Raw genomic sequence first — 24,496 nt, 5'->3', positions numbered from 1 at the left:
AGGCCATTTTTCAGGCTTGAAATGCTTCGCAGCCTGTCCGCACCCTCGCCAAGCCCGGAAGGAGAAACCCATGGGACAGCGTACGCCTCTGTATGACCTGCATCTCGCCCTCGGCGCGAAGATGGTCGATTTTGGCGGTTGGGATATGCCCTTGCATTACGGCTCGCAAGTTGAGGAACACCATGAGGTGCGCCGCGACTGTGGGGTTTTTGATGTCTCGCATATGACCGTGATCGACATCACCGGGCTACAGGCCAAGGAATGGCTCCAGTACTTGCTGGCCAATGATGTCGAGCATTTGAATACGCCCGGCCGCGCCTTGTACAGCGCCATGCTCAATGAGCAGGGCGGTGTGGTCGACGACATGATTGTCTATCTGATGCCCACGGGGTATCGGCTTATCGTCAATGCCGCTACACGTGATCAGGATATGGCCTGGATGGAGACTCAGCGCCAGGGCTATGACGTGCAACTGCAGGAGCGCCCGGAACTGGCCCTATTGGCCATTCAGGGGCCACAGGCACGGCATAAAGTGGCCGAGCTGGTGAGTCAGGCACGTGGTCAGTTGATCCAGCAGCTCAAGCCCTTCGAAGGGCAGAGCAATGGCGACTGGTTTATCGCCCGTACCGGCTATACCGGTGAAGATGGTCTGGAAATTGTCCTCCCGGCCGATCAGGCCCCGGCTTTTTTCAACGATCTGGTAGGCGCCGGCATATCACCGATTGGCCTGGGCGCACGCGATACCTTGCGTCTTGAAGCCGGCATGAACCTCTATGGGCAGGATATCCACCTGTCTGTTTCCCCTCTTTGCGCCAACATGGCCTGGACCATCGCCTGGGAGCCTGCCTCGCGCAAGTTTGTGGGGCGCGAAGCGCTGGAGGCCGAAAAGGCTGGTGGCGTGCAGCTCAAGCTTGTGGGGCTGGTGCTCGAGGAACGGGGCGTTTTACGCGCTCATCAGGTGGTTCGCATCGCCAATGTTGGCGAAGGAGAGATCACCAGTGGTAGCTTCTCTCCTACGCTAAGCAAATCGATTGCCTTGGCGCGAGTTCCGATGGCAACGGCTGATCGTGCCGAGGTTGAGATTCGTGGCAAGTGGTACCCGGTTCGCGTAGTCAAACCTACTTTTGTTCGTCAGGGTAAAGCCCTGATTTAACCTTTACTGGCGGGCATGCACAGAGTGTGTGCCGCTGACATTAATTCTTGAGGACACTGAATATGAGCCTGATCCCTGCTGAGTTGCGCTTTGCCGAAAGTCACGAGTGGGCACGCCTGGAAGCGGATGGCACGGTTACCGTCGGCATCAGCGATCACGCTCAGGAAGCCTTGGGGGATGTGGTGTTTGTTGAGCTGGCCGAAGTCGGCAAAGTATTCGCCGCAGGCGATACCGCGGGCGTTGTGGAATCGGTAAAAGCAGCTTCGGACATCTACTCGCCGGTGTCGGGCGAAGTGATTGCGGTCAACGAAGCACTGGCAGACAGCCCGGAGTCGCTGAACAGCGAACCGTACACCAGCTGGATTTTCAAACTCAAGCCAAGCAACACGGCCGAGCTGGAAAAGCTGCTGGACGCTGCCGGCTACAAGGCTGCAATCGGCGAGTAATCCCCGGTTTACTGTGGGATTGACTATTGCTCTTGTGGGAGCGGGCTTGCTCGCGATGGTATCCATGCGGTTTACCTGACAGACCGCGTGAGCCGTATCGCGAGCAAGCCCGCTCCCACATGTGTATCGAGTTGTATTTAAGCGTCTTTCAGTACTGCTTTCACCGCCGCAACCGAACGCTCCACATCGGCCTTGGTCATTGCCGTAAACATCGGCAACGATACGATCAGTCGTCCGACACGCTCGGCAACCGGGAACATCCCCTCCTTGAAGCCCAGCGCACGATACAAACTCAGCAAGTGAATTGGCGGGTAGTGGTAGCCCACGCCGACGCCCAGCGCCTGCATCTCTTTCATGAAGGTTGCACGTGCAGGCTGGCCGTCCTTGCGCTCAGGCAATACAAGCTGGAACAAGTGCCAGTTGGTGTTGTTGAAGTCTGCGACCGGCAGTTGTGCACCGTACTCGGCTTCAAACTCTGGCCCGAAGCATTCGAAATAATGCTTGGCCAATTCCCTGCGATGGGCCGTGATGGTTTCGATATGGGCAAACTGGCCCAGGCCAATCGCAGCGGCGATGTCGGTCATATTGAACTTGCCGCCCAGTACATCGACATCCAGACCGTCGAAACCGGTGCGGGTAACGCCTTGCAGGCGATATTTCTCGGCCAGTCGGGCTTCTTCTTCGTTGTTCAGTACCAGGCAACCGCCCTCGGATGAGGTGATGTTTTTGTTGGCCTGAAAGCTGAACGAGACAAAGTCGCCGCGAGCCCCAATACGCTGACCTTGCCAGCTGGAGCCCAGCGCTTGAGCAGCGTCTTCAACGACACGCAGATTATGCTTTTTGGCCAGCGCGTAGAGCGCGTCCATGTCCACTGGCAAGCCCGACAGGTACACCGGAATGATTGCTTTGGTGCGCGGGGTGATGGCTGCTTCGAGCTTGGCCAGATCGATATTGCGTGTTACCGGGTCGATATCGGCAAACACCGGCGTGGCGCCGACTTCGATAATCACGTTAGCGGTGGCCACCCACGAAATAGGTGTAGTGATGACTTCATCGCCCGCACCGATACCTGCAATGCGCAGAGCGATTTCCATAGTGCAGGTGCCGGAGTTGAAGGTGCGCACCGGGCGCCCGCCAAAATACTCGGACAACTGCGCTTCGAAGGCCTGGACCTTTGGTCCGCTGGTAATCCAGCCCGAGCGCAATACGTCGCCCACGGCAGCAATGGTGGCTTCATCAATGGTGGGTTTGGAAAACGGCAGGAAAGGCAACGAGCTCATAGAGGCGTGACGTCCGATGTGAATGAGTATGGGTGACCAAAGAGCAGTAGCATATCGCTCAAGATCATACTCGGAGGATCGCTCACATCGGGTGAAAATTCTGTATGGCGGCTGAATCAAAAGGGCAGACCTATCGCCTGTAGCCGCTGCCGCAGGCTGCGATGAGATCCGAAGAATGATCAGAATCTCAGGGTTGCTGCGCAACCCATCGCAGCCTGCGACAGCGGCTACAGGAGCAGGGTTTACTCTGCCGTGGCGTTTTTCACCAGAATCGCGTTAGCCAGCTCCATGTCGCTGACCTTCAGGTTCGGGTTGTCAGCACGCACCTGTTGCATGGCCGATTCCAGGTATGGACCACGGATCGAGCCGTTACTGGCAACAAAGCTGCCCGCGTCATCTTGAGCCGCGATCACTTTGCGGTCTTTTTTGAAGGTCAGGTAGGTGGACCCGGTGGTAGCACCGGAGGACAACACATTGCGCCAGAAGCTGTCGGCCATTGCGGAGCCAACAGGGAGGGACAGCAAGGCAATAGCGGCTACAGCATATTTGAGACGCATGACAGTTACTCCGAATAAGTTATCTACCGGTTTTGATTGTAGTTAATGCTCTGGAGTTCCGTAACGTCATGGCACAATTTCTACGCTCAGCACCGTTCCGTTTTGGGCGGTCACGCGAACGGGTGTTCCCACTGCAGCGTCAGGCCCTACGGCCATCCACACGCTATCCCCAACCTTGATTTTACCTCGCCCTTCAACAATAGCCTGTTGAACGACAAACGTGCGACCGATCAGCTCGTGCCCACGGCGATTCAGGTTGGGCTGGTCGCCACTTTCGACACTGCCGCGCTGGCGCCTCCACCAATACACCGCAGTGAGAATCGCCAGTACGCCAAACAGCGGCAGTTGCAGGGTCCATGACATTTCCGGGATCAGAAACGTCAAAACCCCAACGATGATGCCGGCAATACCGACCCACAGCAGATAACCACCGGCGCCGAATACCTCCAGAATCAACAGCACTGTGCCCAGCGCCAGCCAGTCCCAGTAGCTAAGGTGTTGCAGGAACTCCCACATACCTCAGACCTTTTTGCTGTCAAAGGTGGCTTTGACGATTTCCCCGATGCCGCCCACGGCGCCGATGACCTGGCTGGCTTCCAGCGGCATGAGGATGACTTTGCTGTTGTTGGCCGATGCGAGCTTGCCCAGCGCATCGATGTATTTTTGCGCGACAAAGTAGTTGATCGCCTGCACGTTGCCTGAGGCAATGGCTTCGGATACCACCTGCGTGGCCCGAGCTTCGGCTTCGGCCTGGCGTTCGCGGGCTTCGGATTCGAGGAACGCGGCCTGACGACCACCCTCGGCTTCGAGGATCTGCGCCTGTTTTTTACCTTCGGCCGTCAGGATTGCCGCCGCTCGCAGACCTTCAGCCTCGAGAATTTGTGCACGCTTGATACGTTCGGCTTTCATTTGCCCGGACATGGCGGCCATCAGGTCGGCTGGCGGGCTGATGTCCTTGATCTCGATCCGGGTGATTTTGATGCCCCAGGGAGCGGTGGCTTCATCGACGGTGCGCAGTAATTTTTCATTGATGCCGTCACGCTGGCTGAGCATGGCATCGAGTTCCATCGAACCCAGCACGGTGCGGATGTTGGTTTGCAGCAGGTTGCGAATGGCGTGTTCGAGGTTGTTGACCTCGTACGCGGCCTGCGCCGTGTTGACCACCTGGAAAAAGCACACGGCATCGATTTGCACGGTGGCGTTGTCGGCGGTGATGACCTCTTGCGGCGGGATGTCCAGTACGCTTTCCATCACGTTGATCTTGCGTCCGATGCGATCCATCACCGGAATGATGATGTTCAGGCCCGGCTTAAGGGTGTTGGTGTAACGCCCGAAGCGCTCCACCGTCCATTGATAGCCTTGCGGAACGACCTTGAAGCCCATAAAGAGCACGGCGATTGCCAAGGCGACAAATAACAGGACTACAGTACCCACTTGCATAACCATTCCTTGTTTTGAGGTGTGAAAGACAAACGAACGAGGAGTGTAACGATCAAGAAAATTGCGCAACTGTTTAAATTTTAGCCAAAACAATTCAATCACGCATGGGTAACTCGCAGCGCCTCTTCGATTGAGGTCGCCCCGGTGGCGACTTTGTGAGCTGCGGCCAGTCTCAGTCCGAGCATGCCTTGTACACAGGCCAGGCTGCGAATGGCGTTCAGGTCGGTATCAGGGCCAATCAGGGCCTTGAGTTTTTCGCTCATCAACATGACTTCGTAGACGCCGACCCGCCCGCTGTAACCGGTGTCCCGGCATTGCGCACAGCCCTTGGCCCGACAGGCCTGAGCAGGTGGCGGATGGGTCCAGTCCGGGGCGAAGCCCGCCCAGTCGCCGGGGCTCAGCGGGCACTCGGTCTTGCAGGCAGGGCACAGGGTTCTGAGCAGTCGCTGGGCCATGACGCCCAGCAGCGTGGCTTTTATCAAGTAGGGGGCTACCCCAAGTTCTTGCAGGCGGCTGATGGCGCTGGGGGCGTCGTTGGTGTGCAGGGTCGAGAGCACCAGGTGTCCGGTCAGCGCCGCCTGGATTGCCACTTCTGCGGTCTCTAGGTCGCGTATTTCACCCAGCATGATGATGTCCGGGTCCTGGCGCATCAGGGCGCGCACGCCATTGGCGAACGTCAGGTCGATATTGGGCTGAACCTGCATTTGATTAAACGCCGGTTCAATCATCTCGATCGGGTCTTCGAGGGTGCACAGGTTGATTTTGGAGGTGGCCAGTTGTTTGAGCGTTGCATACAGGGTGCTGGTTTTACCTGAGCCGGTAGGGCCGGTGATCAAAATAATGCCATTGGGCCGGGTGGTCATTTGCTGCCAGCGCTGCAGGTCTTCTGGAGTGAGGCCCAACTGGTCGAAGTTTTTCAGCAGTACCTGCGGGTCAAAAATACGCATCACCATTTTTTCGCCAAAAGCCGTGGGCAGGGTGGCAAGCCGGAGTTCCACTTCAGCTCCGCTCGGGGTCCGGGTTTTTATTCGACCGTCCTGGGGTTTGCGTTTTTCGGCGACGTCCATCCGGCCCAGGCCTTTGAGGCGGCTGATAACGGCCATCGTCACCTGCGGCGGGAACTGGTAGACGTCATGCAACACCCCGTCGATGCGAAAGCGTACACAGCCTTGTTCGCGCCGCGGCTCAATATGGATGTCGCTGGCGCGTTGCTCGAAAGCGTACTGAAACAGCCAGTCGACAATCTTCACCGTATGGGCATCGTTGGCATCCGCTTCGCCAGTGCTTGTGCCCAAGGTGATCAGTTGCTCGAGGTCGGTGCGGACGCTGGCTTGCTGATCGTTGAGTGCAGCCCCGGTGACGGATTTGGCCAGCTGAAAAAACTCCACACTAAGGCGCTGGATTTCCAGGGGGTTGGCAATCACCCGCTTGATCGGCCGCTTGAGCACCTGGCGCAAATCGGCTTCCCAACTGCTGACCCAAGGCTGGGTGCTGGCGATGGTGATGGCCGCGTCATCGGCCGCCACCGCGAGGATTGCATGGCGTTGGGCAAAGGCAAAAGACATCAGCCCGGTAACGGTGGCGGCATCGATCTGGAGCGGGTCGAGGCGCAGATAGGGCTGTTCTGCCTGGTGGGCGAGCCAGGCGGTGAGGGTTTCAATATCGAGGATTTTGCCTGGTTGGCTGGGGTCGCATAACTGCCGATTTGCCAAAAACACCAGTGGATGCAAGGCATCGTCGGGGGCTTCGCGGCCGCAGACCAACGCCTGTTCGGCGCAGCTTTGGTGGATACGGCCCTGGGCAAGCAGGGTGGCCAACAGGTATTTGAGGTCCAGCCACTGGTCATGAAGTGGGGCGATGCGCATAAAAGCTCCTTTGGGCATCGGCTCAGACAGATCCTTGTCTGGCCGTGAACCTCAAAGCCTAGTCGCGCGACTGTCGCCTCCACGTGGCCAATGGTTGCTAACCATTACCGCAAAACGTGCAGCATCGGCGCTTTGGATTCCTGCACGGGGAGCAATTCCATTTCAAAGACGCTGATCAGATTGCGCATTTTCTCGCCGATGATCTGGGCGCGATGCCAGCTTTGTTCATGGCTCAGGATTTCAATGCTCATTGTGTCCTGATCGCGCACCACATCCACTTGTTGCGGGATCAGTTGCTGCAACGCAAACAGGTTGAGCACTCGACACAAAACATCGGCATCCGCCTGCGCCTGGATACGGTAGAGCACTGGGCAAGGGGCTGCATTGCTGGCCCACACATCGGGGCGCAGCGAGGGGGTGGCGACTTCCAGATGCGGCATGCAATAGCTCCTGTTCAGACTGGAGAAATTTTTACATGCCGACAGCGAAATTTTTTATCTAAAATGTTTTAAATCAACTAAAAATAGACTTGAACAAGTCTTAATATATAAATTTAAAGGTGTTTTTATGCGCAGCGAGCTGGACGCTTACGACCGACGTATTTTGGCGCTGCTGCAAGAGGACGCTTCGTTGTCCAGTGCGCAGATCGCCGAGAAGGTTGGACTCTCGCAATCACCCTGCTGGCGGCGTATTCAGCGGATGAAGGATGAAGGGATCATTCGTGGCCAGGTGACCTTGCTTGACCGCAAGAAAATCGGCCTCAACACGCAAATTTTTGCCGAGGTCAAACTCAATGCCCACGGGCGTTCCAACTTCACCGAATTTACCGACGCGATTCGTGGTTTCCCCGAGGTACTGGAGTGTTATGTGCTGATGGGGGCGGTAGATTTTTTGCTGCGTATCGTGACTGCCGACATTGAGGCCTATGAGCGCTTTTTCTTTGAAAAGCTGTCCATGGTGCCGGGCATTCAAGAAGTGAATTCGATTGTGGCGCTGTCTGAAATCAAGTCCACCACGTGCTTGCCGGTCTGACCTCCACCCAAAAAAACGGCCTTCGCAAGGAAGGCCGTTGGTGAGGTTTGAACACGGTGTCAGTGAACAAACAGCGCAATCAAAATAATGATCGGAATAGGGATGCCGAGAAAAAACAGCAGAAGTGAGCGCATTTCATTCTCCAGTAAGCAATAGACCGCAATTAAACAAGAGGGGTTGTAGTGGTGTGCGTCAGGTACGTCACTGCATCGCGGCGACGGCCGCCAAAGGTGGCGCACAGGCTGGCGAAAAACGCCCCGATCAGCAGTGTGATAAACATCCACAAGGTGGACCAGGCGGCTACTTTGGCTGCGGTATCAGCCGCTTCCTTGGCTTTTATCTTGGCGTCTTCAACCGCTTGATGGGCTTTGGCATACACCTGATCAACCCTTTGCTCGGCCTCTGGCTGGCTGAGGTTGGTGCGCTGAGCGACTATTTGGGCCAGGTAGGTACGGTCTTCGTTGCTCAATTGCCCGTCGTTGCCCAGGCTGTGGACGAAGATACGGGCCACGGTGCCATGGGCGGCGTCTTCGCTGACGGCTGTGCCGCGATCATCGCGAAACAGGGTGTCGATAAAGTAGTCCGAACTTTTATTGGCATTGCTGCCTGCGGCGCTGCTGGCTGCACTGCTCATCGCTGTGGCAGCCCCTGAAGCAACACTGGCACTCGCTTGAACACCGCTGCCAATTACGCTGCTGACCGAGCCTGCGATCAGCGTCGCGGTTACCAGCGTGGCCACGGCCCAGGCTAAAAAGCCATGCGCGGTGTCGCGAAAGTAGACCTCATCGCCATGCATGTTGGTCCATTTAACCCGCAAACGTCCGGCCAGATAACCGCCCATACCTGACGCGATGATTTGCGTGACGGCCAGCCAGACGATGGCTGTAATGCCCAGGCCCTTGGCGCCAACCCCTTCGTTGGCCCACGGTGAAACCGCCGAAAACCCCAGGCCTGCGCCCAGCATGATCAACAGCAGAGATAGCGCGGCAGCAGTGGCCGCTCCGGCAAAGATGGCGGCCCAGGAAACACCAGAGTGTCCAGAGGAGTCTTGCAGGGCTGCGGGATAGTGCTCAGTTGTCCCGATCATTATTGTTGTGCTCCTGAATGGTAGGAAGTGCAGCGTTCATTCAAGAGATTGCAGGGGATATGCCAATACTGGGTGTATTGGTAATTTCATACTTTTCAATGAGTTAAAAACTATTGAAGCTGCAGGTGCATGCAGTTTGCATGATTGACGCTAAAACCGGCGGGCGTAATGCATTGAAACAATTTAGCGAGAGAGGGCGTAGGCAAAAAAAAACGGGAGCCTTGCGGCTCCCGTTATGCACATCAGTCGTCGTGACGGTGCTTGTTTTTGCGGTGGCCATACGCATGGCCACGGCCACGATGGTCGTCACGGTAGTAGCGACGGTTATCGCGATCACGGTAGCGGCGATCGTCGCTATCGCTTTTATTGCCCATGTAGTTACCCAGCGCACCACCGGCACCACCGCCTGCGGCTGAGCCGACCAGAGCACCCGTGCTGCCGCCGACACTGCGGCCCAGCACGTTGCCGCCTGCAGCACCCAGTGCGCCGCCAATGGCTGCTTCGCCACGGCTGCGTTTGTCGGCACCCACGGCACTGCCTGCCGCGCCACCCACACCTGCACCAATTGCAGAACCGGTCGAGCCGCCGAGCTGTTGGCCAACCACGGCGCCAAGAACCCCGCCTAATGCGCCGCCTACACCGGCTTCGGTGGTGCCACCGGCCGAGGCAACGCCACTGACCAGGCCAAGGGACAACAAGAGAATCGAGGTGAGCTTCATAGATGAGCCTCAAAGAGATGACGGCGCGATCCTGAGGCTGCGGAGGTTGGCTGACAATCGAAATCCGACGAGTAACACGAGTTGTACACAATTCTATAAGTTGTTGTTTTCACTAGGGAACTTATTGATTTTTTGGTGGTCTGTTAACTAGTTCGGTGAGGCCGTTTCCGTAGGGAGACGGCCTTTTTTGTGCCTGAAATATGGATGCGGCTGGCTCTAATGTGGGAGCCGGGTTTGCCCGCGATGGCATCACTGACTTTTACCCGACAAGCCGTATCGCATGAATCGCGAGCAAGCCCGTTCCCACACCTGCCTATCAGCTGGCCTTTGCCATGATCAGTTTCGACGGGCTGGCCGCCTCCAGGCAAATAGCCACGAACTTGGAGGTAGGCGTGTGGCTGCCTTCGCCCGTGCTTTCCAGCGGCACCAACGGGTTGACCTCAGGGTAATAAGCCGCAGCTTGCCCTGCAGGAATATCAAACGCCAACAGGGTGAAGTTTTTGACCCGGCGCTCGTGGTGGTCATCCCAGATCGAAACGATGTCGACTTTCTGCCCCGGTTTGAAGCCCAGGCGGATGATGTCGGCTTCGTTGACGAACAGCACGTCGCGTTGCCCCTTGACCCCGCGGTAGCGGTCATCGAGGCCATAGATGGTGGTGTTGTACTGATCGTGGGAACGCATCGACTGCAAAATCAGGTCAGGCAGCTGGCCGGTGGCACGGGTACGGGCATCCACCAGATCCTGTGGCAGCACGTTGGCCCGGAAGTTGGCGCGCTGGGACGGCGTGTTCCACTGTCGCGCACCGGCCGAGTTACCCAGATAGAAGCCACCCGGATGCTGGATGCGGGTGTTGAAGTCCTTGAAACCGGGGATGGTGTCGGCGATCAGTTCGCGAATGCGCCGGTAGTCGGCCACTACCCAGCTCCAGTCAATCGGATGAGTACCCAGCGTGGCGGCGGCGATACCGGCAATGATTGAGGGCTCCGAACGCATCTGGTTCGACAGTGGCTGCAACTGGCCGTTGGAGTCGTGAACCATGCTGAACGAGTCTTCCACCGTGACCGCCTGCGGGCCTTCGGCCTGGATGTCGATATCGGTACGGCCCAGGCACGGCAAAATCAGCGCTTCCTTGCCATGCATCAGGTGGCTGCGGTTGAGTTTGGTACTGATCTGTACGGTCAGTTCGCAATTGCGTAGCGCTTGCGCTGTACGCGGGCTGTCCGGGGTGGCCTGGGCAAAGTTGCCGCCCAAGCCGATAAAGACCTTGGAGCGCCCATCCAGCATGGCGTGGATGGCTTCAACCACGTTGTGACCGTTTTCACGTGGCACCTTGAACTGGAAGCGCCGCTCAAGGGAGTCCAGGAAGGCCACTGGCGGGCGTTCGTTGATGCCCATTGTGCGGTCGCCCTGCACGTTACTGTGGCCGCGCACCGGGCACAGGCCAGCGCCAGGGCGGCCGATGTTGCCGCGCAACAGCATCAGGTTGGCGATTTCCTGAATGGTCTGCACCGAGTGTCGATGCTGGGTGATGCCCATCGCCCAGCACATGATGACGTTCTTGCCCTTGAGGTACATGCGGGCGGCGCGTTCGATATCCACCAACGTCAGCCCGGATTGTTCCACCAGGTGCTCCCACGAGGTGTCATCGAGGCTGGAGATATAGTCGAGAATACCTGCGGTGTGTTCATTCAAAAAGGTGTGATCAAACACGGCCGGCTCGCCTGCTGCCTGGGCATCGCGCTCCCACTGCAGCAGAAACTTGGCCATGCCGCGCAGCAGCGCCATGTCGCCGCCCAGCGCCGGGCGCAAGTAGGCGGTGTTGGTCGGACGATCACCGTTGGTGAGCATTTCCAGTGGGTGCTGCGGATGCTGGAAGCGTTCGAGCCCGCGCTCTTTGAGCGGGTTGACGCACACCACCTGGGCGCCGCGTTTAACGGCCTCGCGCAGGGGTTCGAGCATGCGCGGGTGGTTGGTGCCAGGGTTTTGTCCCAGAACGAAAATCGCATCGGCGTGCTCGAAATCATCGAACGTTACCGTGCCTTTACCGACGCCGATGCTTTGCGCCAACGCCACGCCGCTGGCCTCGTGGCACATGTTCGAGCAGTCCGGGAAGTTGTTGGTGCCAAACGAGCGCACAAACAGTTGATACAAATACGCAGCCTCGTTGCTGGCCCGGCCCGAGGTGTAGAACTCGGCTTCATTGGGGCTGGCAAGATTGAGCAGATGCCTGGCGATCAAGGCAAATGCGGCATCCCAACTGATGGGGGTATAGCGGTCAGTTTCAGCGTTGTAGCTCATCGGCTCGGTCAGGCGGCCCTGATATTCCAGCCAGTAGTCGCTTTGCTCAAGCAGCGCGCTGACGCTGTGCTTGGCGAAAAACGCAGCATCGACCCGACGCTTGGTCGCTTCCCAGTTCACCGCCTTGGCGCCGTTCTCGCAGAACTTGACCAGGCCGCTTTCCGGCGAGTCGCCCCAGGCACAGCCCGGGCAGTCGAAACCGCCGTTCTGATTGGTCTTGAGCATCATGCGCAGGTTCTTCAGCGCGTTGTCGCTGGTCAACCAGGCTTGCGCCACACTGATCAGCGCGCCCCAGCCACCGGCCGGGCCTTTGTAGGGCTTGTAGCGGGGAGTTGGGGTTTTGTCGGCTTGATGGTGAGTGCTCACGGTTGATTCTCCTGCGCTGGGCTGTAGACCCGTGGCGCGCTTTTTTGTGGCAGATGAATAAGGTTGAGGTTGTGGCGCCGGGCCCATTGCAGCGCCAGGCCCGTGGGCGAGGACAGGCTGATCAGGGTCTGGATTCCGGCGCGCAGCACCTTTTGAATCAGCTCAAGGCTGCAACGGCTGGTAACGATCGCCGCGCCGCCAGCCAGATCGATGTTTTGCCGTACCAGCGCCCCGATCAATTTATCGAGGGCGTTGTGTCGGCCAATGTCTTCGCGGCCCATCAGCAACTGGCCCTGGCCGTCCATATAAACAGCCGCGTGCACGGCGCCGCAGTGCTGGCCTAATGGCTGGAAATCACTGATGCGCTGGCGCAAGCCTTCAAGCCACTGTGCCGGTGGCAACGGTGCGCCGGGCAGTACCTTGAGGTCGGGCAGTGCTTGTTCGAGCGCTTCCACGCCGCATAGACCGCAACCGCTGGTGCCCGCCAGTTGTCGGCGTTGTTGCTTGAGGTTCCAGAACGCTCGGCTGGCGATTTCTACCTGTGCGTATTGGGCCGAACCTGCGCCCGTGAGCTTGAGGTCGTAGAGCTCGCTGGCGTCATGAATAATGCCGCTGCCCAGGCTGAAGCCGACGATAAAGTCCTCGAGGTCAGTGGGCGTAACCAGCATCACGGCCTGGTTGATACCGTTGTAGGCAATCGCCAGGGCGACTTCTTCGGCCAAGGCGGTTTGCGCACCGCTGCTGTGATCCAGGGTGACGTAGTCATAGTTCTGGCTGGCAGCAGGCGCGGGCGTAACAGAGGCGGGCGCCGCGCACAGAGGGCGCTTGGCGTTCATAAGGCAGTTCCGACAATCTATCGAGCCCTAAGCCTAGGCGCGACACAGTGTCGCGTCTAATCATCACTGCTGATCTATTGATAGATGGCGTCGATCAAGAGGCGGTTTGTGATTTCTGATAAAGCGCAAAACAGGCTTCGGCCAAGGCGGAGCGTGGCGCTTCGCGGCGCATGATCAACCCCAGGCGGGCCAGGGTGTGGGCGTCTTCGATGGGATGCAGACGCAAGTGATCGGTCAGGGCTTCGAGTCCGCCTTCAAGGGGCATCACTGCGCAGCACAGGCCGCCGTGGACCGCTTGGATCAATTGATGAACGGCATCGGTTTGCAGCAGCGGTTGCGGCGTGAGGTTACGGCTGTGGAAGTTGTGGTCAATGGACTTGCGAAAATGCATGCCGCTGCTGAGCAGGCCTAGCGGTAACGTAATCAGGGCCTCCCAGCTCAAGGGTTGATCGCCAAAATTGAAATGCCGCTGGTCGTACAGCAGGCCCATGCGGGTTTCGTCCAGGGTGAGTGCGTCAAAGCGTTCCTGGTCGAGGTGCTCAAGGTACGACACGCCGATGTCCAGCCGATTGCTGGCCAGTTGCTCGAGAATTTGCTCAGAGCTGAGCGCCGACAACTCGAAGCGCAGTTCGGGATGCTCCTGATGCAGGCGTTGCAATAAAGGCAGCGGATCAAAACTCGACAGTGGCACCACCCCCAGGCGCAGGGTGCCGATCAGATTGCCGCGACAGGCGGCCGCTTCGGCATGCAAGCCATCGTAGGCAGCCAGTACGGTACGGGCCCAGGCCAGCACCCGTTCGCCGGGGGCGGTAAAACTTTCGAAGCGCTGGCCGCGATTGACCAGATGCAGGTCGAGTTCCTGCTCAAGGCTGCGCAAGCGCATGGACAGGGTGGGCTGAGTGATATGGCAGCGGGCGGCGGCCTGGCCGAAATGCCGGGTTTCATCGAGGGCAATGAGGAATTTCAGCTGTTTGATGTCCATCGTCGCTCCAGGCGCAATTCAGTGGGCGATTCTAGCGTGCTTGCTCTGCTCAATGATGGTCTACGCTCACGGGTCTGGATATTTCAACCTGAGGAGCGTGATGAATGAGCATTTTCAGCTTTGTGAAAGAAGCCGGTGAAAAACTGATCAACCTGTTGACGCCGGGTAACGCCAATGCCAGTGAGGAACTCAAGAAGCACGTGCAGGAAGTGGGCCTGGGCAATCCGAATATCACCGCCACCGTTGACGGTGACAAAGTGACGGTCAGTGGCGAAGTGGCCACGCAGGAAGAGAAAGAAAAAATAATTCTGGCAGCGGGCAATATCGCGGGTGTGGCCAGTGTTGAAGACCAGATCACGGTGACCGGGCCTGTTGTTGTGGCTTCCCGGTTTGTCGTGGTGAAAGCGGGCGACACCCTGAGCGCGATTTCGCTGCAGGTGTACGGCAACGCCAATCAGTACAACAAGATTTTTGAAGCCAACAAACCGCTGCTCAAGGACCCGAACAAAATTTATCCGGGCCAGACGCTGCGTATTCCCGAGTAAACCTGCCAACTTGTAGCAGCTGCCGAAGGCTGCGTTCGAGCGCGAAGCGGTCGTTAAATCTGAGGCTGCGGTGTATCTGGCACACCGCGATTGCTGATTTTACGACTGCTGCGCAGCCGAACGCAGCCTCGCTGAGCTCGTCAGCTGCTACGAGCTCTGGTTAGAGCCCTTCAAGCAACTCGCGATAGTCGCCTAGCGCGGCAAATTCCGCGGTGTCTTTCGGGCCTTTTTTGCTGTCGGGCTGTTTGACCGCCAGCAGGTGGGCTACGCCAAAACTTTGCGCGCTGCGCAGAATCGGCAAGGTGTCGTCGATAAACAGGCTGCGTGCCGGGTCAAAGCCGATATCGGCTTGCAAGGCATCCCAAAAGGCCGGGCTTTCCTTGGGGAAGCCGTAATCGTGGGAGCTGATCAGGCGTTCGAAATAAGGCGCCAGTTCGATGCGCTCCAGTTTCAACGACAACGAATCGCGGTGCGCGTTGGTGATCATGATTACCCGCTTGCCTGCCTGTTTGATCGCGGCCAAAAAGGTATCAGCGTCCGGGCGCAAGGCGATCAGGTGGGCGGTTTCGAGCTTGAGCTCGCGCACCGGGATTTTCAGCTCGCTGCTCCAGAAATCCAGGCAATACCACTTCAACTGTCCAGCATTTCGCTCAAACAGTGGTGTCAGCTCCAGATCGGCCATTGCCCGGCTGATGCCATGCAACTCGGCATAGCGCTGGGGCAGGTGTTCTAGCCAGAAGTGATTGTCGTAGTGCAGGTCGAGCAGCGTGCCGTCCATATCGAGCAGCACGGTATCGATGTCGCGCCAAGGTAAAACGGTCATGCAAAACTTCTCCTACGGGTGAAAAATTTCCGACACAGACAATCGGAAAAGCCGGGGTATAGTACCCCGTTCATATTGAGGAGCCGCTATGCGCCAAAAACCCACCGTACTTGCCCGTGAAATTGTTGCCAGTAGCCGATTGTTTCGGGTCGAAGAAGTGCAACTGCGCTTCTCCAATGGCGTTGAACGCACTTACGAACGGTTGGTGGGGCGCGGCAATGGCTATGGCGCAGTCATGATTGTGGCAATGATCGATGCCGAACACGCGATTTTGGTTGAAGAATATTGCGGCGGTACCGATGAGTACGAAGTGTCTTTGCCTAAAGGCCTGATCGAGCCGGGTGAAGATGTGCTGGCCGCAGCCGAGCGTGAGCTGAAGGAAGAGGCTGGCTACGGCGCTCGCCAGCTTGAGCATTTGACCGAACTGTCGTTGTCGCCTGGCTACATGAGCCAGAAAATCCAGGTGGTATTGGCTACCGACCTTTATGAAGAGCATCTGGAAGGCGACGAGCCAGAGCCGATGCGCGTTGACCGAGTCAACCTGCGTGAGCTGTCGAGCCTGGTGCTCAACCCGCAATTCAGCGAAGGCCGCGCGTTGGCGGCGCTGTATCTGGTTCGTGACCTGTTGACCCAGCGCGGAGTGTTCCAACCGTGAGTGATTTGCCGCATCCCTTGCTTGAAGGCGTCATCACCCTGGCCCATGCCGCTGGTGCCGCGATTTTGCCGTTCTGGCGCGCGGGCGTTGCAGTCACTGCCAAGGCCGATGATTCGCCGGTAACGGCTGCTGATCTGGCGGCGCACCACGTGTTGCTCGATGGCCTGACGGCGCTGGACCCGAGCATTCCGGTGCTGTCGGAAGAAGACGCCAACATCACGCAAGATGTGCGGGCTGGCTGGACGCGCTGGTGGCTGGTTGACCCGTTGGATGGCACCAAGGAATTTATTTCAGGTAGCGAAGAGTTCACCGTCAATATTGCGCTGATCGAGCAGGGTCGCGTGGTGTTTGGCGTGGTTTCGATGCCCACCAGCGGTCGTTGCTACTACGGCGGAGCGGGTTTGGGTGCATGGCGGGCGGATGCCGATGTCGTTGTACCGATCAGCGTGCGCAACACCCCCCCTGCGGGTGAAGCCTTGACCGTGGTTGCCAGCCGTCGGCATTCCAGCCCCGAGCAGGAGCGTTTGCTGGCCGGGTTGAGCGAACAGTTGGGCGAGTTGCAACTGACCAGCGTGGGCAGTTCGTTGAAGTTTTGTCTGTTGGCTGAAGGGGCTGCCGATTGTTACCCGCGTCTGGCGCCGACTTCGCAGTGGGACACTGCTGCTGCGCAGGGTGTGCTTGAAGGTGCGGGCGGCGTAGTGCTGCAACTGGATGGTAAACCGTTCAGCTACCCGGCCCGCGAGTCGCTGCTCAATGCATCGTTTCTGGCGTTGCCGGCCAAGGCGCCGTGGCGTGAGAAATTGCTGGACCTGGCACAACACTGATCCTCATCTGTGGGAGCGGGCTTGCTCGCGATGCGGACGCTGCGGTCTTTCAGTTAAACCGCATCGATGCCATCGCGAGCAAGCCCGCTCCCACATAAATTCAATCAGCGATGCAGCACGTACTGCCCGCTGAAGCGCACCGCATCTTCCCCGCCCTTGGCATTGATCACCCGTGTGTCGAGGGTCAGCCGTGCGCGGCCGTGGCGTTTGTACATGGCCACAAACTTGTTCCAGGCTGCGTCGCCGGGCGCATCACACAGTGCGATGGCGTCCTGGGTCACAGGCAGCGGGTAGCTGATATGACCTTCCTGAATCACGATATGCCCGTCCTCGATCCCCGCCTCGCGCAGACTCAAGTGCAGCCAGCCCCAGCCCGCCAATACCGCGCCGCAGTACAGGCTGCCGCCAAACATGGTGCTCTTGTGGTTGATATTGGCCGCAAGGGGTAACTGCAAACGCAGTTGCCGGTCTTGCCAGCTCAATACGGTGAGGCCCATTTCACGGGTGAGCGGGATGTCGTGATGGAGTATCGATTCCAGATAACGACTGTCGCGGTTCATGCAATGGCCTCTTTAATCAAGTTCATCAGGGTGTGGATGGCTGGCGCTATCGAAATTCAGCCCGTGCTTGCGCAGTTTGTCGTGCAAGGTTTTACGCGGCACACCCAAGGCTTCGGCCAGGCTGCGCATGGAGCTGTGGGAGCGCTCAAGCTCGGCGGCAATCAGGCTTTTTTCAAAGTGTTCGACCTGCTCGCTCAGGCCTCCTGGCACTCCATTACTCGCCGATGGCTGACCATCAGCGGAGTCGTCCAACGCCAGTTCAAGGCCCAGGGCGAAACGCTCGGCGACGTTTTGCAGTTCTCGCACGTTGCCCGGCCAGTTGTGCCGCAGTAACAGCGCCCGTTGCGCCGGTTGCAACACGTTGGGCGTCAGGTCGTGGCGTACGCTGGCTTCGCCGGCAAAGTAATCAAACAGCATCAGGGCGTCTTCACCCCTTTCACGCAAGGGCGCGATACGTAGAGGCGCAACGTTCAGCCGGTAATACAGGTCGGCCCGGAACCGCCCCTGGTCGGCTGACTGGCGCAGGTCTTCCTTGGTGGCGGCGATTACCCGGATATCCAGCGGGATCAATTGATTGCCGCCCAGCCTTTCAACCACGCGCTCTTGCAGCAAGCGCAGCAACTTGACCTGCACATCCAGGCTCATGCTTTCGATTTCATCGAGAAACAGGGTGCCGCCGTTGGCAAATTCAAACTTGCCGATCCTGCGTTTTTGCGCGCCGGTAAAGGCTCCCGGCTCATGGCCGAACAGCTCGCTTTCAACCACCGATTCTGCCAGCGCCCCGGCATTGATTGCCACGAACGGGCCGTTGCGCCGACTCGACAAGTCATGCAGCGCCCGTGCGACCACTTCTTTGCCGGAACCGGTTTCACCCAGAATCAGCACGTCGGCCTTGGTCGCTGCCAGCGCGCCGATTTGCTCGCGCAGGCGCAACATGGCTGGCGACACGCCCACCAGTCGCGTGCTCAGTAACTGGCGATCACTCAGGGCCAGACGCAGGCTGCGGTTATCCAGCACCAAGGTGCGCAAGGCCAGGGCACGGCGCACACTGTCGAGCAACGCGTCGCTGGCAAAGGGTTTTTCAAGGAAGTCATAGGCACCAGCACGCATGGCCTGCACCGCCAGTGGCACATCACCGTGACCGGTGATCAGCAGCACCGGCAGTTCCGGGTCCTGGCCATGCAGCTGAGCGAGCAGCTCCAGCCCGTCCATGCCCGGCATGCGGATGTCGCTGACCACCACGCCCGGCCAGTCGCGGCTGATGCGCTCGGCAAGACCGTTGGCTTCGGCCAGCGGCAATACGTTGAGCCCGGCCAGATCCAGGGTTTGATACAGGGCCTGGCGCAGGTGCGGGTCATCATCGATCAGGATGACCTGAACGCTTGGATCGATGGGCTGGCTCATTACCTGGAGTCCTCCGAGGCTTGCAGACTCACGCCCGGCGCGCCGGCGCGCAGTCGTAAGGTAATTAAAGCACCGCCTTCCTTGTGGTTGGCGAATAACAATTCGCCGCCAAAGGCACGGATCAGCGTGTCGCAAATGGCCAGCCCCAAGCCCAAACCCTGGGTGCGGGTTTTGGTGGTGTAGAACGGCTCACCGGCACGGCCCAACGCCTCAAGGCAAAACCCCGGCCCGTTGTCGCGAATGTACACAGTGACGCCTTCCGGGGTCGATTGGGCACTTAACCACAAGCGCCGTGGCGGGCCTTTTTCCGTCAGGGCATCGAGGGCATTGGCCAGCAGGTTGCCCAGCACCTGGCGCAAGCGGGTCTCGCCGGCTTCGACCCACAACGTGGCGGCGGGCAAATCGCGGATCAGTTCGACTTCCATGCTGCGTCGACGCTTGGCCAGCAATGCCAGTGCATCGTCCAGCGCCGGTTGCAGGGCGACGCTTTCCGGCGCATGGCGATCACGCCGGGCGAACGCGCGCAGGTGGGCAATGATCGACGACATGCGCCCGGTCAGTTCATTGATCAGCTTGAGGTTGCCGCGTGCGTCTTCGATGCGCTGGTGATCGAGCAGCACTTCAGCGTTTTCGGCGTAGCTGCGGATGGCCGCCAGCGGCTGGTTGAGTTCGTGGCTGATGCTGGCAGACATGGTGCCCAGTGCTGACAACTTGCCAGCCTGCACCAGATTGTCCTGTGCGAGCACCAGTTCCTGTTGCGCATGTTCGCGCTCCAGCACTTCTTCACGCAGCAGCCGGTTGAGCCCTTCAAGATCACTGGTGCGCTCTGCCACACGCATTTCCAGTTCACGGCGGGCCTTGGCCTCAAATGCGATCCGGTCCAGGTAATGGCGCCGACGCTGCATCATCAAGCCGATCAGCAGCATGACCACCAGCAGGGTGGCGCCACCAATGGCCAGCACCGTGCGCACCGAACGGTCGATCAGCGTACGCGGGGCAAGAATATTGACACTCCAGCCGGTCTCGTCGATTTTTTGGGTTTGCACCAGCCAGGCATTCAGGTCGAGGTTCAGCGGCTTCGGGTCGCGAGTCGGGTAGGGCAGGATGGCGAAGATGGCCTGACGCTCTTCTGCCGACAACTCGCGGGTCGCTCTAAAGCGCCATTCCGGGCGCGAGGTGAGGACTACCACGCCGTTGTTGTCGGTGGTCATCAGTTGCTCGGGGGTATTGCCCCATAACTGTTCGGTGTGGTCGAGATCGACCTTGACCACCAGTACGCCGAGTTTTTTATCTCCGTCGAGTATCGGTGCCGCGAAGTAATAGCCGCGCTTGCCGGAGGTGGTGCCCAGCCCGAAGAAACGCCCCAGTTTGCCCTCCATCGCCTCGCTGAAATACGGGCGAAAGGCGAAATTGCGGCCGATAAAGCTGTCGCTTTTATCCCAGTTTGAGGTGGCCAGGGTATCGCCGTGGGTATCCAGCAGGTACATGACCACGGCACCGGTCTGGTTGCAGATGCCATTGAGCAAGTGATTGGCCTTGGCCTGTGCCTGGGGATTTTCAGGGTTGGCCAGCACGTCTCGCAGGTCTGGCAGTTGGCCGAGGATCTGCGGCAGTACTTCATAACGATGCAGCGTACCCAGCAGGTTGGCGACGTACAGGTCGAGAGTCTGGCGGTTTTGCCCGGCCAGTTCACTTCGGTAATAGCGCTCGGCCAGGTGCTGCAGCGGCCACAACAATGGCGCGAGGCACAACGCCAACAAGGCCAGGCTGCGCCAGCGGGGTCTGCGAGGAACTGAGGAGGAGGTGATCATCGGGAGGCTGCGCCGCAAGAGTACGGCGCAGTATACCAATGCAACACCTGTAGCCGCTGCCGAAGGCTGCGATGGGTTGCGCGGCGAAGGTCCTGCGGACCTTATCGCAGCCTGCGGCAGCGGCTACACAGAGCTACTCGGTCACACACTCGTGCAATGCGGCGCGCCAGTCGGCCTGGCTGACGCCCCATTCGCGGGCCAGACGGCTGCAATCAAGGCGCGAGTTCTGTGGGCGTGCCGCGGGTGTCGGGTAGGCGCTGGCCGGGATGGGCTCCAGGGTTGCACATGACTTGCCTTGGGCGCTCAGGTGTTCGGCAATGGCCTGGGTGAAGCCAAACCATGAGGTTTCACCCTGTGCGGTCAGGTGGTATGTGCCCCAGGCCCCGGCTTCACCCGCTTGCCAGCGTTCGATCAAGGCGCGGGTGCTCTGGGCAATGGCGCCTGCCCAGGTCGGCGCGCCGATCTGGTCAGCTACCACGCGCAATTCCGGCCGCTCCTGGAGCAAACGCTGCATGGTCAGCAGAAAGTTCTTACCGTGGGTTGAGTACACCCAGCTGGTGCGCAGGATCAAATGCTGAACACCTGTTGCCGCGATGGCCAGTTCACCGGCCAGCTTGCTTTTGCCGTAGACGCCCAGCGGGTTGGTCGTGTCGTCTTCGGTGTAAGGCGCAGGTTTGCTGCCATCGAACACATAGTCGGTGGAGTAGTGGATCAATGGAATGCCCAGAGCCGCCGCCTCTTCAGCAAACACGCCAGGGGCGATGGCATTGATCGCGAACGCCAGCTCCGGCTCGCTTTCAGCAAGATCCACGGCAGTGTGTGCGGCGGCATTGATGATCAGGTCAGGCTTGTGCGCCCGTACCTGAGCACGGATTTGCTCGGGCTGGCTCAGATCCAGCTCGTCACGGCCCAACACAATCAACTCGCCCAGACCGGCAAGGCGCTTTTGCAGCTCAACCGCCACCTGGCCGGTTTTCCCGCTAACAAGAATTTTCAAGGCAACTGCTCCGTTAGTCATGCAACCAAGTCCTTGGGGTCAGTGCTGCCCAGACGCTCGCCCTGATAGCTGCCGTCTTGAACCCGGCGGCACCAGTCGAGGTTGTCCAGATACCACTGCACGGTTTTGCGCAGGCCGGTTTCGAATGTTTCTTCCGGCACCCAGCCCAGCTCGCGTTCGATTTTGCTGGCGTCGATGGCATAGCGTTGGTCGTGGCCCGGGCGATCCTTGACGAAGGTAATCAGGTCGGCAAATTGAGTGACACCTGTCGGGTGCTCTGGTGCCAGCTCTTCGAGCAGGGCACAGATACTGCGCACTACGTCGATATTGGTTTGCTCGTTGTGGCCGCCGATGTTGTAGGTTTCGCCAACCACACCTTCGGTCACGACTTTAAGCAGGGCGCGGGCGTGGTCTTCCACGAACAACCAGTCACGGACTTGCAGGCCATTGCCATACACCGGCAGCGGTTTACCGGCCAAGGCATTGAGAATTACCAGCGGGATCAACTTCTCCGGGAAGTGGAACGGCCCGTAGTTGTTCGAACAGTTGGTCAGCAACACCGGCAAACCGTAGGTGCGGTTCCAGGCGCGGACCAAGTGGTCGGACGCCGCTTTGCTGGCTGAGTACGGCGAGCTTGGCGCGTAGGGCGTGGTTTCGGTGAACAGGTCATCGACGCCATGCAGGTCGCCATACACTTCATCGGTCGAAATATGGTGGAAGCGGAACGCGCTTTTTTCCGGCTCGGGCAGAGTCAGCCAGTAAGCACGGGCTGCTTCGAGCAGGCTGTAGGTGCCTACGATATTGGTCTGGATAAAATCCGACGGGCCGTCGATGGAGCGGTCAACGTGGGACTCGGCCGCCAGGTGCATGATTGCCTGGGGCTCAAAGCGCTGGATGATTGCGCTGACTGCGGCCTGGTCGACGATATCGGCCTGCACGAACTCGTAACGGGTATCGGTGGCGATGCTTTGCAGCGATTCAAGGTTACCGGCGTAGGTCAGTTTGTCGAGGTTGAGTACTTCGTGCCCGGTGTTTTTGATCAGGTGACGAATCAACGCTGAACCAATAAAACCGGCGCCGCCGGTGACTAAAATGCGCATGTGGATTTTCCTTATTCCCTGAAGGTGTTCGAACGTATGGCGCATAGCTTGTGGGGATGAGCGGGGAGGTGCAAGTGGGAGCTGTCGGGAATACAAGTACGTTGGTGTGAAAGTAGATTTATATCTGCTTTGTAGCGACAAAATTATGTTTAAGGCTGATAAATTAATTTTATTGCCGATATTTATCGGCTATAAAGGTGTTTCTCGTTGACGCGATGCAGACCTGCGTCCACTGTCTTGTTTTTTTATGCCACCAAACCCCCGATGCTTTCCAGGAGTCCAGATGACCACTTTGCAAAGTTCGCCACGCGCTGACGGTTTTTACATGCCGGCTGAATGGGCTGCGCAGACCCAAGCCTGGATGATCTGGCCCGAGCGCCCGGATAACTGGCGCCTGGGCGGCAAGCCCGCTCAGGCGGCACATGCGGCCGTGGCCAAGGCCATCGCGCGCTTTGAGCCGGTGACGGTCGGGGTGTCGGCTGCCCAGTACGAAAATGCCCGCGCACAACTCGATGTGCCGAATATTCGCGTGGTCGAAATGTCCAGCGACGACGCTTGGGTACGCGACAGCGGTCCGACTTTTGTCATTAACGACAGCGGTGAAGTTCGCGGTGTGAACTGGGACTTCAATGCCTGGGGCGGATTTGACGGCGGTCTGTACTTTCCGTGGAACCGCGATCAGCAAGTAGCCAGCAAGGTGCTGGAAATCGAGCGTTGCCCGCGTTACTACACCGAAGGTTTTGTACTTGAGGGCGGCTCGATTCATGTCGACGGCGAAGGCACGCTGATCACCACCGCCGAATGCCTGATGAACCGCAACCGTAACCCGCATCTGTCTCGCGAAGAGATCGAAGACGTGTTGCGTGCGCAATTGGCTGTGGACAAGATCATCTGGTTGCCAGACGGCTTGTTCAACGACGAAACCGATGGTCATGTGGATAACTTCTGCTGTTATGTGCGCCCTGGCGAAGTGCTGCTGGCCTGGACTGATGACGAGCGTGACCCGAACTACCTGCGTTGCCATGCTGCGATGGACGTATTGGCAACCAGCACCGACGCCAAGGGGCGCCCATTTGTAGTGCACAAGATGCCGATTCCGGGGCCGATGTACGCCACGCAAGAAGAGTGCGATGGCGTCGACAAGGTGGCGGGTAGCCAGGATCGTAATCCGTCCGAACGCTTGGCCGGTTCTTATGTGAACTTCCTGATCGTCAACGGCGGCATCATTGCGCCGAGCTTTGACGACCCGATGGATGAGCAGGCCAAAGGCATTCTGCAAAAAATCTTCCCGCAACACGAAGTGGTGATGGTGCCGGGCCGTGAGCTGCTGCTGGGCGGTGGCAATATTCACTGCCTGACCCAGCAACAACCTGCGCCGCACAAGGCGTAAACCGCGGTCTCTGTAGATACTCTGTTCCAGGTCAAGCCCCCTGCTTGCGAATGATCACTTCGCGAGCAGGCTCGCTCCCACACTTGAAGCATCTCTGTAGCCGCAAACTGTCGGAACAATCGGGTTGTACACGTCCACCGCTGGCACACCCTTGGCGTTGTAGAGCTTAGGGTCGCACGCTGGCGGCCGATTTCCAGACCGGTCAACAGGCGCGAATGCAGGTTCCGGGTTTTATCGTCGATAAAATCGTTTTGCCTTCCATAGGATGTGCAGCACCTGATTCGCCCGGTTCTCGAAACACACTAAAAGCCATACCGGCGTTTTT

Annotated in this window: 24 protein-coding genes; 7 read left to right on the top strand and 17 right to left on the bottom strand. The window is 58.7% G+C overall.

The genetic code is table 11. The features are described 5' to 3' along the window. Positions 1-70 precede the first annotated feature (70 nt). Both gcvT and gcvH read left to right on the top strand, forming a co-directional pair. Positions 71-1,153, top strand: a complete 1,083-nt coding sequence (gene gcvT / locus U5A05_RS23405; protein WP_321835058.1) for a glycine cleavage system aminomethyltransferase GcvT — start codon at positions 71-73, stop codon at positions 1,151-1,153. A 62-nt stretch (positions 1,154-1,215) separates the two neighbouring features. Further along, positions 1,216-1,599 carry a glycine cleavage system protein GcvH gene (gene gcvH / locus U5A05_RS23400; protein ID WP_095000723.1) on the top strand — a complete coding sequence of 128 codons (384 nt, stop codon included), beginning with the start codon at positions 1,216-1,218 and terminating at the stop codon, positions 1,597-1,599. Positions 1,600-1,736: 137 nt separating this feature from the next. Here the strand turns inward: gcvH and U5A05_RS23395 are convergent, their stop codons facing one another. The 6 genes from U5A05_RS23395 to U5A05_RS23370 all read right to left on the bottom strand — a co-directional run bounded on the left by U5A05_RS23395 (position 1,737) and on the right by U5A05_RS23370 (position 7,181). Further along, positions 1,737-2,879 (bottom strand): DegT/DnrJ/EryC1/StrS family aminotransferase, encoded by a 1,143-nt coding sequence (locus tag U5A05_RS23395; protein WP_321835054.1) that lies wholly within the window; start codon positions 2,877-2,879, stop codon positions 1,737-1,739. Positions 2,880-3,121: 242 nt separating this feature from the next. Further along, the gene (locus U5A05_RS23390) at positions 3,122-3,436 is read right to left on the bottom strand and encodes a DUF2388 domain-containing protein (protein ID WP_095027893.1); all 315 of its coding nucleotides are present in this window, start codon (positions 3,434-3,436) and stop codon (positions 3,122-3,124) included. A 66-nt stretch (positions 3,437-3,502) separates the two neighbouring features. Beyond that, a complete protein-coding gene (locus tag U5A05_RS23385; RefSeq protein WP_261740197.1) occupies positions 3,503-3,952 on the bottom strand; it encodes an NfeD family protein in 450 nt (149 codons plus the stop codon). Between the two features lie 3 nt (positions 3,953-3,955). Beyond that, entirely contained in the window at positions 3,956-4,876 is a 921-nt protein-coding gene (locus tag U5A05_RS23380) for an SPFH domain-containing protein (RefSeq protein WP_048360552.1), read from the bottom strand. Positions 4,877-4,974: 98 nt separating this feature from the next. Further along, positions 4,975-6,741, bottom strand: a complete 1,767-nt coding sequence (gene tfpB / locus U5A05_RS23375; RefSeq protein ID WP_321835052.1) for a type IV pilus assembly ATPase TfpB — start codon at positions 6,739-6,741, stop codon at positions 4,975-4,977. 104 nt (positions 6,742-6,845) lie between these two features. Then, positions 6,846-7,181, bottom strand: a complete 336-nt coding sequence (locus tag U5A05_RS23370) for a hypothetical protein (protein WP_321835050.1) — start codon at positions 7,179-7,181, stop codon at positions 6,846-6,848. 127 nt (positions 7,182-7,308) lie between these two features. Between U5A05_RS23370 and U5A05_RS23365 the strand changes: the two genes are divergently transcribed. After that, entirely contained in the window at positions 7,309-7,773 is a 465-nt protein-coding gene (locus U5A05_RS23365; RefSeq protein WP_321835048.1) for an Lrp/AsnC family transcriptional regulator, read from the top strand. Between the two features lie 163 nt (positions 7,774-7,936). Here the strand turns inward: U5A05_RS23365 and U5A05_RS23360 are convergent, their stop codons facing one another. From U5A05_RS23360 to U5A05_RS23340, 5 genes are all read right to left on the bottom strand, one after another. After that, positions 7,937-8,860 carry a hypothetical protein gene (locus tag U5A05_RS23360; RefSeq protein WP_321835047.1) on the bottom strand — a complete coding sequence of 308 codons (924 nt, stop codon included), beginning with the start codon at positions 8,858-8,860 and terminating at the stop codon, positions 7,937-7,939. Between the two features lie 242 nt (positions 8,861-9,102). Continuing rightward, the gene (locus U5A05_RS23355) at positions 9,103-9,579 is read right to left on the bottom strand and encodes a glycine zipper domain-containing protein (RefSeq protein WP_048360548.1); all 477 of its coding nucleotides are present in this window, start codon (positions 9,577-9,579) and stop codon (positions 9,103-9,105) included. 316 nt (positions 9,580-9,895) lie between these two features. Beyond that, on the bottom strand, positions 9,896-12,244 hold the full coding sequence (locus tag U5A05_RS23350) for an FdhF/YdeP family oxidoreductase (protein ID WP_261740193.1): 2,349 nt from the start codon (positions 12,242-12,244) through the stop codon (positions 9,896-9,898). Further along, a complete protein-coding gene (gene fdhD, locus U5A05_RS23345) occupies positions 12,241-13,080 on the bottom strand; it encodes a formate dehydrogenase accessory sulfurtransferase FdhD (protein WP_261740192.1) in 840 nt (279 codons plus the stop codon). Before fdhD ends, U5A05_RS23350 begins: the two co-directional genes overlap by 4 nt. 94 nt (positions 13,081-13,174) lie before the next feature. Beyond that, the gene (locus U5A05_RS23340; protein WP_261740191.1) at positions 13,175-14,062 is read right to left on the bottom strand and encodes a LysR family transcriptional regulator; all 888 of its coding nucleotides are present in this window, start codon (positions 14,060-14,062) and stop codon (positions 13,175-13,177) included. A gap of 104 nt (positions 14,063-14,166) precedes the next feature. On the opposite strand from U5A05_RS23340, the gene lysM reads away from it, so the two are divergent. Beyond that, a complete protein-coding gene (gene lysM / locus U5A05_RS23335; protein ID WP_261740190.1) occupies positions 14,167-14,607 on the top strand; it encodes a peptidoglycan-binding protein LysM in 441 nt (146 codons plus the stop codon). Between the two features lie 160 nt (positions 14,608-14,767). Here the strand turns inward: lysM and yrfG are convergent, their stop codons facing one another. Further along, a complete protein-coding gene (yrfG, locus tag U5A05_RS23330; protein ID WP_321835043.1) occupies positions 14,768-15,430 on the bottom strand; it encodes a GMP/IMP nucleotidase in 663 nt (220 codons plus the stop codon). An 88-nt stretch (positions 15,431-15,518) separates the two neighbouring features. Between yrfG and nudE the strand changes: the two genes are divergently transcribed. Next, positions 15,519-16,085 carry an ADP compounds hydrolase NudE gene (nudE, locus tag U5A05_RS23325; RefSeq protein WP_261740188.1) on the top strand — a complete coding sequence of 189 codons (567 nt, stop codon included), beginning with the start codon at positions 15,519-15,521 and terminating at the stop codon, positions 16,083-16,085. Next, a complete protein-coding gene (gene cysQ, locus U5A05_RS23320; RefSeq protein ID WP_321835042.1) occupies positions 16,082-16,909 on the top strand; it encodes a 3'(2'),5'-bisphosphate nucleotidase CysQ in 828 nt (275 codons plus the stop codon). Before nudE ends, cysQ begins: the two co-directional genes overlap by 4 nt. Positions 16,910-17,013: 104 nt before the next feature. Here cysQ and U5A05_RS23315 read toward each other — a convergent pair whose 3' ends face one another. From U5A05_RS23315 to rfbB, 5 genes are all read right to left on the bottom strand, one after another. Continuing rightward, positions 17,014-17,469 carry a thioesterase domain-containing protein gene (locus U5A05_RS23315; RefSeq protein ID WP_261740186.1) on the bottom strand — a complete coding sequence of 152 codons (456 nt, stop codon included), beginning with the start codon at positions 17,467-17,469 and terminating at the stop codon, positions 17,014-17,016. Positions 17,470-17,481: 12 nt separating this feature from the next. Continuing rightward, complete coding sequence (locus U5A05_RS23310; RefSeq protein WP_261740185.1) at positions 17,482-18,873, bottom strand: sigma-54-dependent transcriptional regulator; 1,392 nt, start codon at positions 18,871-18,873, stop codon at positions 17,482-17,484. Further along, positions 18,873-20,684, bottom strand: coding sequence for a sensor histidine kinase (locus tag U5A05_RS23305; RefSeq protein ID WP_261740184.1), 1,812 nt, complete (start codon positions 20,682-20,684; stop codon positions 18,873-18,875). The genes U5A05_RS23310 and U5A05_RS23305 overlap by 1 nt, the downstream gene beginning before the upstream one ends. Positions 20,685-20,817: 133 nt before the next feature. Continuing rightward, on the bottom strand, positions 20,818-21,702 hold the full coding sequence (gene rfbD, locus U5A05_RS23300; protein ID WP_261740183.1) for a dTDP-4-dehydrorhamnose reductase: 885 nt from the start codon (positions 21,700-21,702) through the stop codon (positions 20,818-20,820). Next, on the bottom strand, positions 21,699-22,781 hold the full coding sequence (rfbB, locus tag U5A05_RS23295) for a dTDP-glucose 4,6-dehydratase (RefSeq protein WP_261740182.1): 1,083 nt from the start codon (positions 22,779-22,781) through the stop codon (positions 21,699-21,701). Before rfbB ends, rfbD begins: the two co-directional genes overlap by 4 nt. A gap of 283 nt (positions 22,782-23,064) precedes the next feature. On the opposite strand from rfbB, the gene aguA reads away from it, so the two are divergent. Beyond that, the gene (aguA, locus tag U5A05_RS23290) at positions 23,065-24,171 is read left to right on the top strand and encodes an agmatine deiminase (protein ID WP_321835038.1); all 1,107 of its coding nucleotides are present in this window, start codon (positions 23,065-23,067) and stop codon (positions 24,169-24,171) included. The last annotated feature ends 325 nt before the right edge of the window (positions 24,172-24,496 follow it).

The sequence above is a fragment of the Pseudomonas kulmbachensis genome, from assembly GCF_963681935.1.
Classification (GTDB): Bacteria; Pseudomonadota; Gammaproteobacteria; order Pseudomonadales; family Pseudomonadaceae; genus Aquipseudomonas; species Aquipseudomonas kulmbachensis.
Note: the sequence above shows the minus strand (reverse complement) of the source record. Positions and strands in the feature narration are given on the sequence as shown.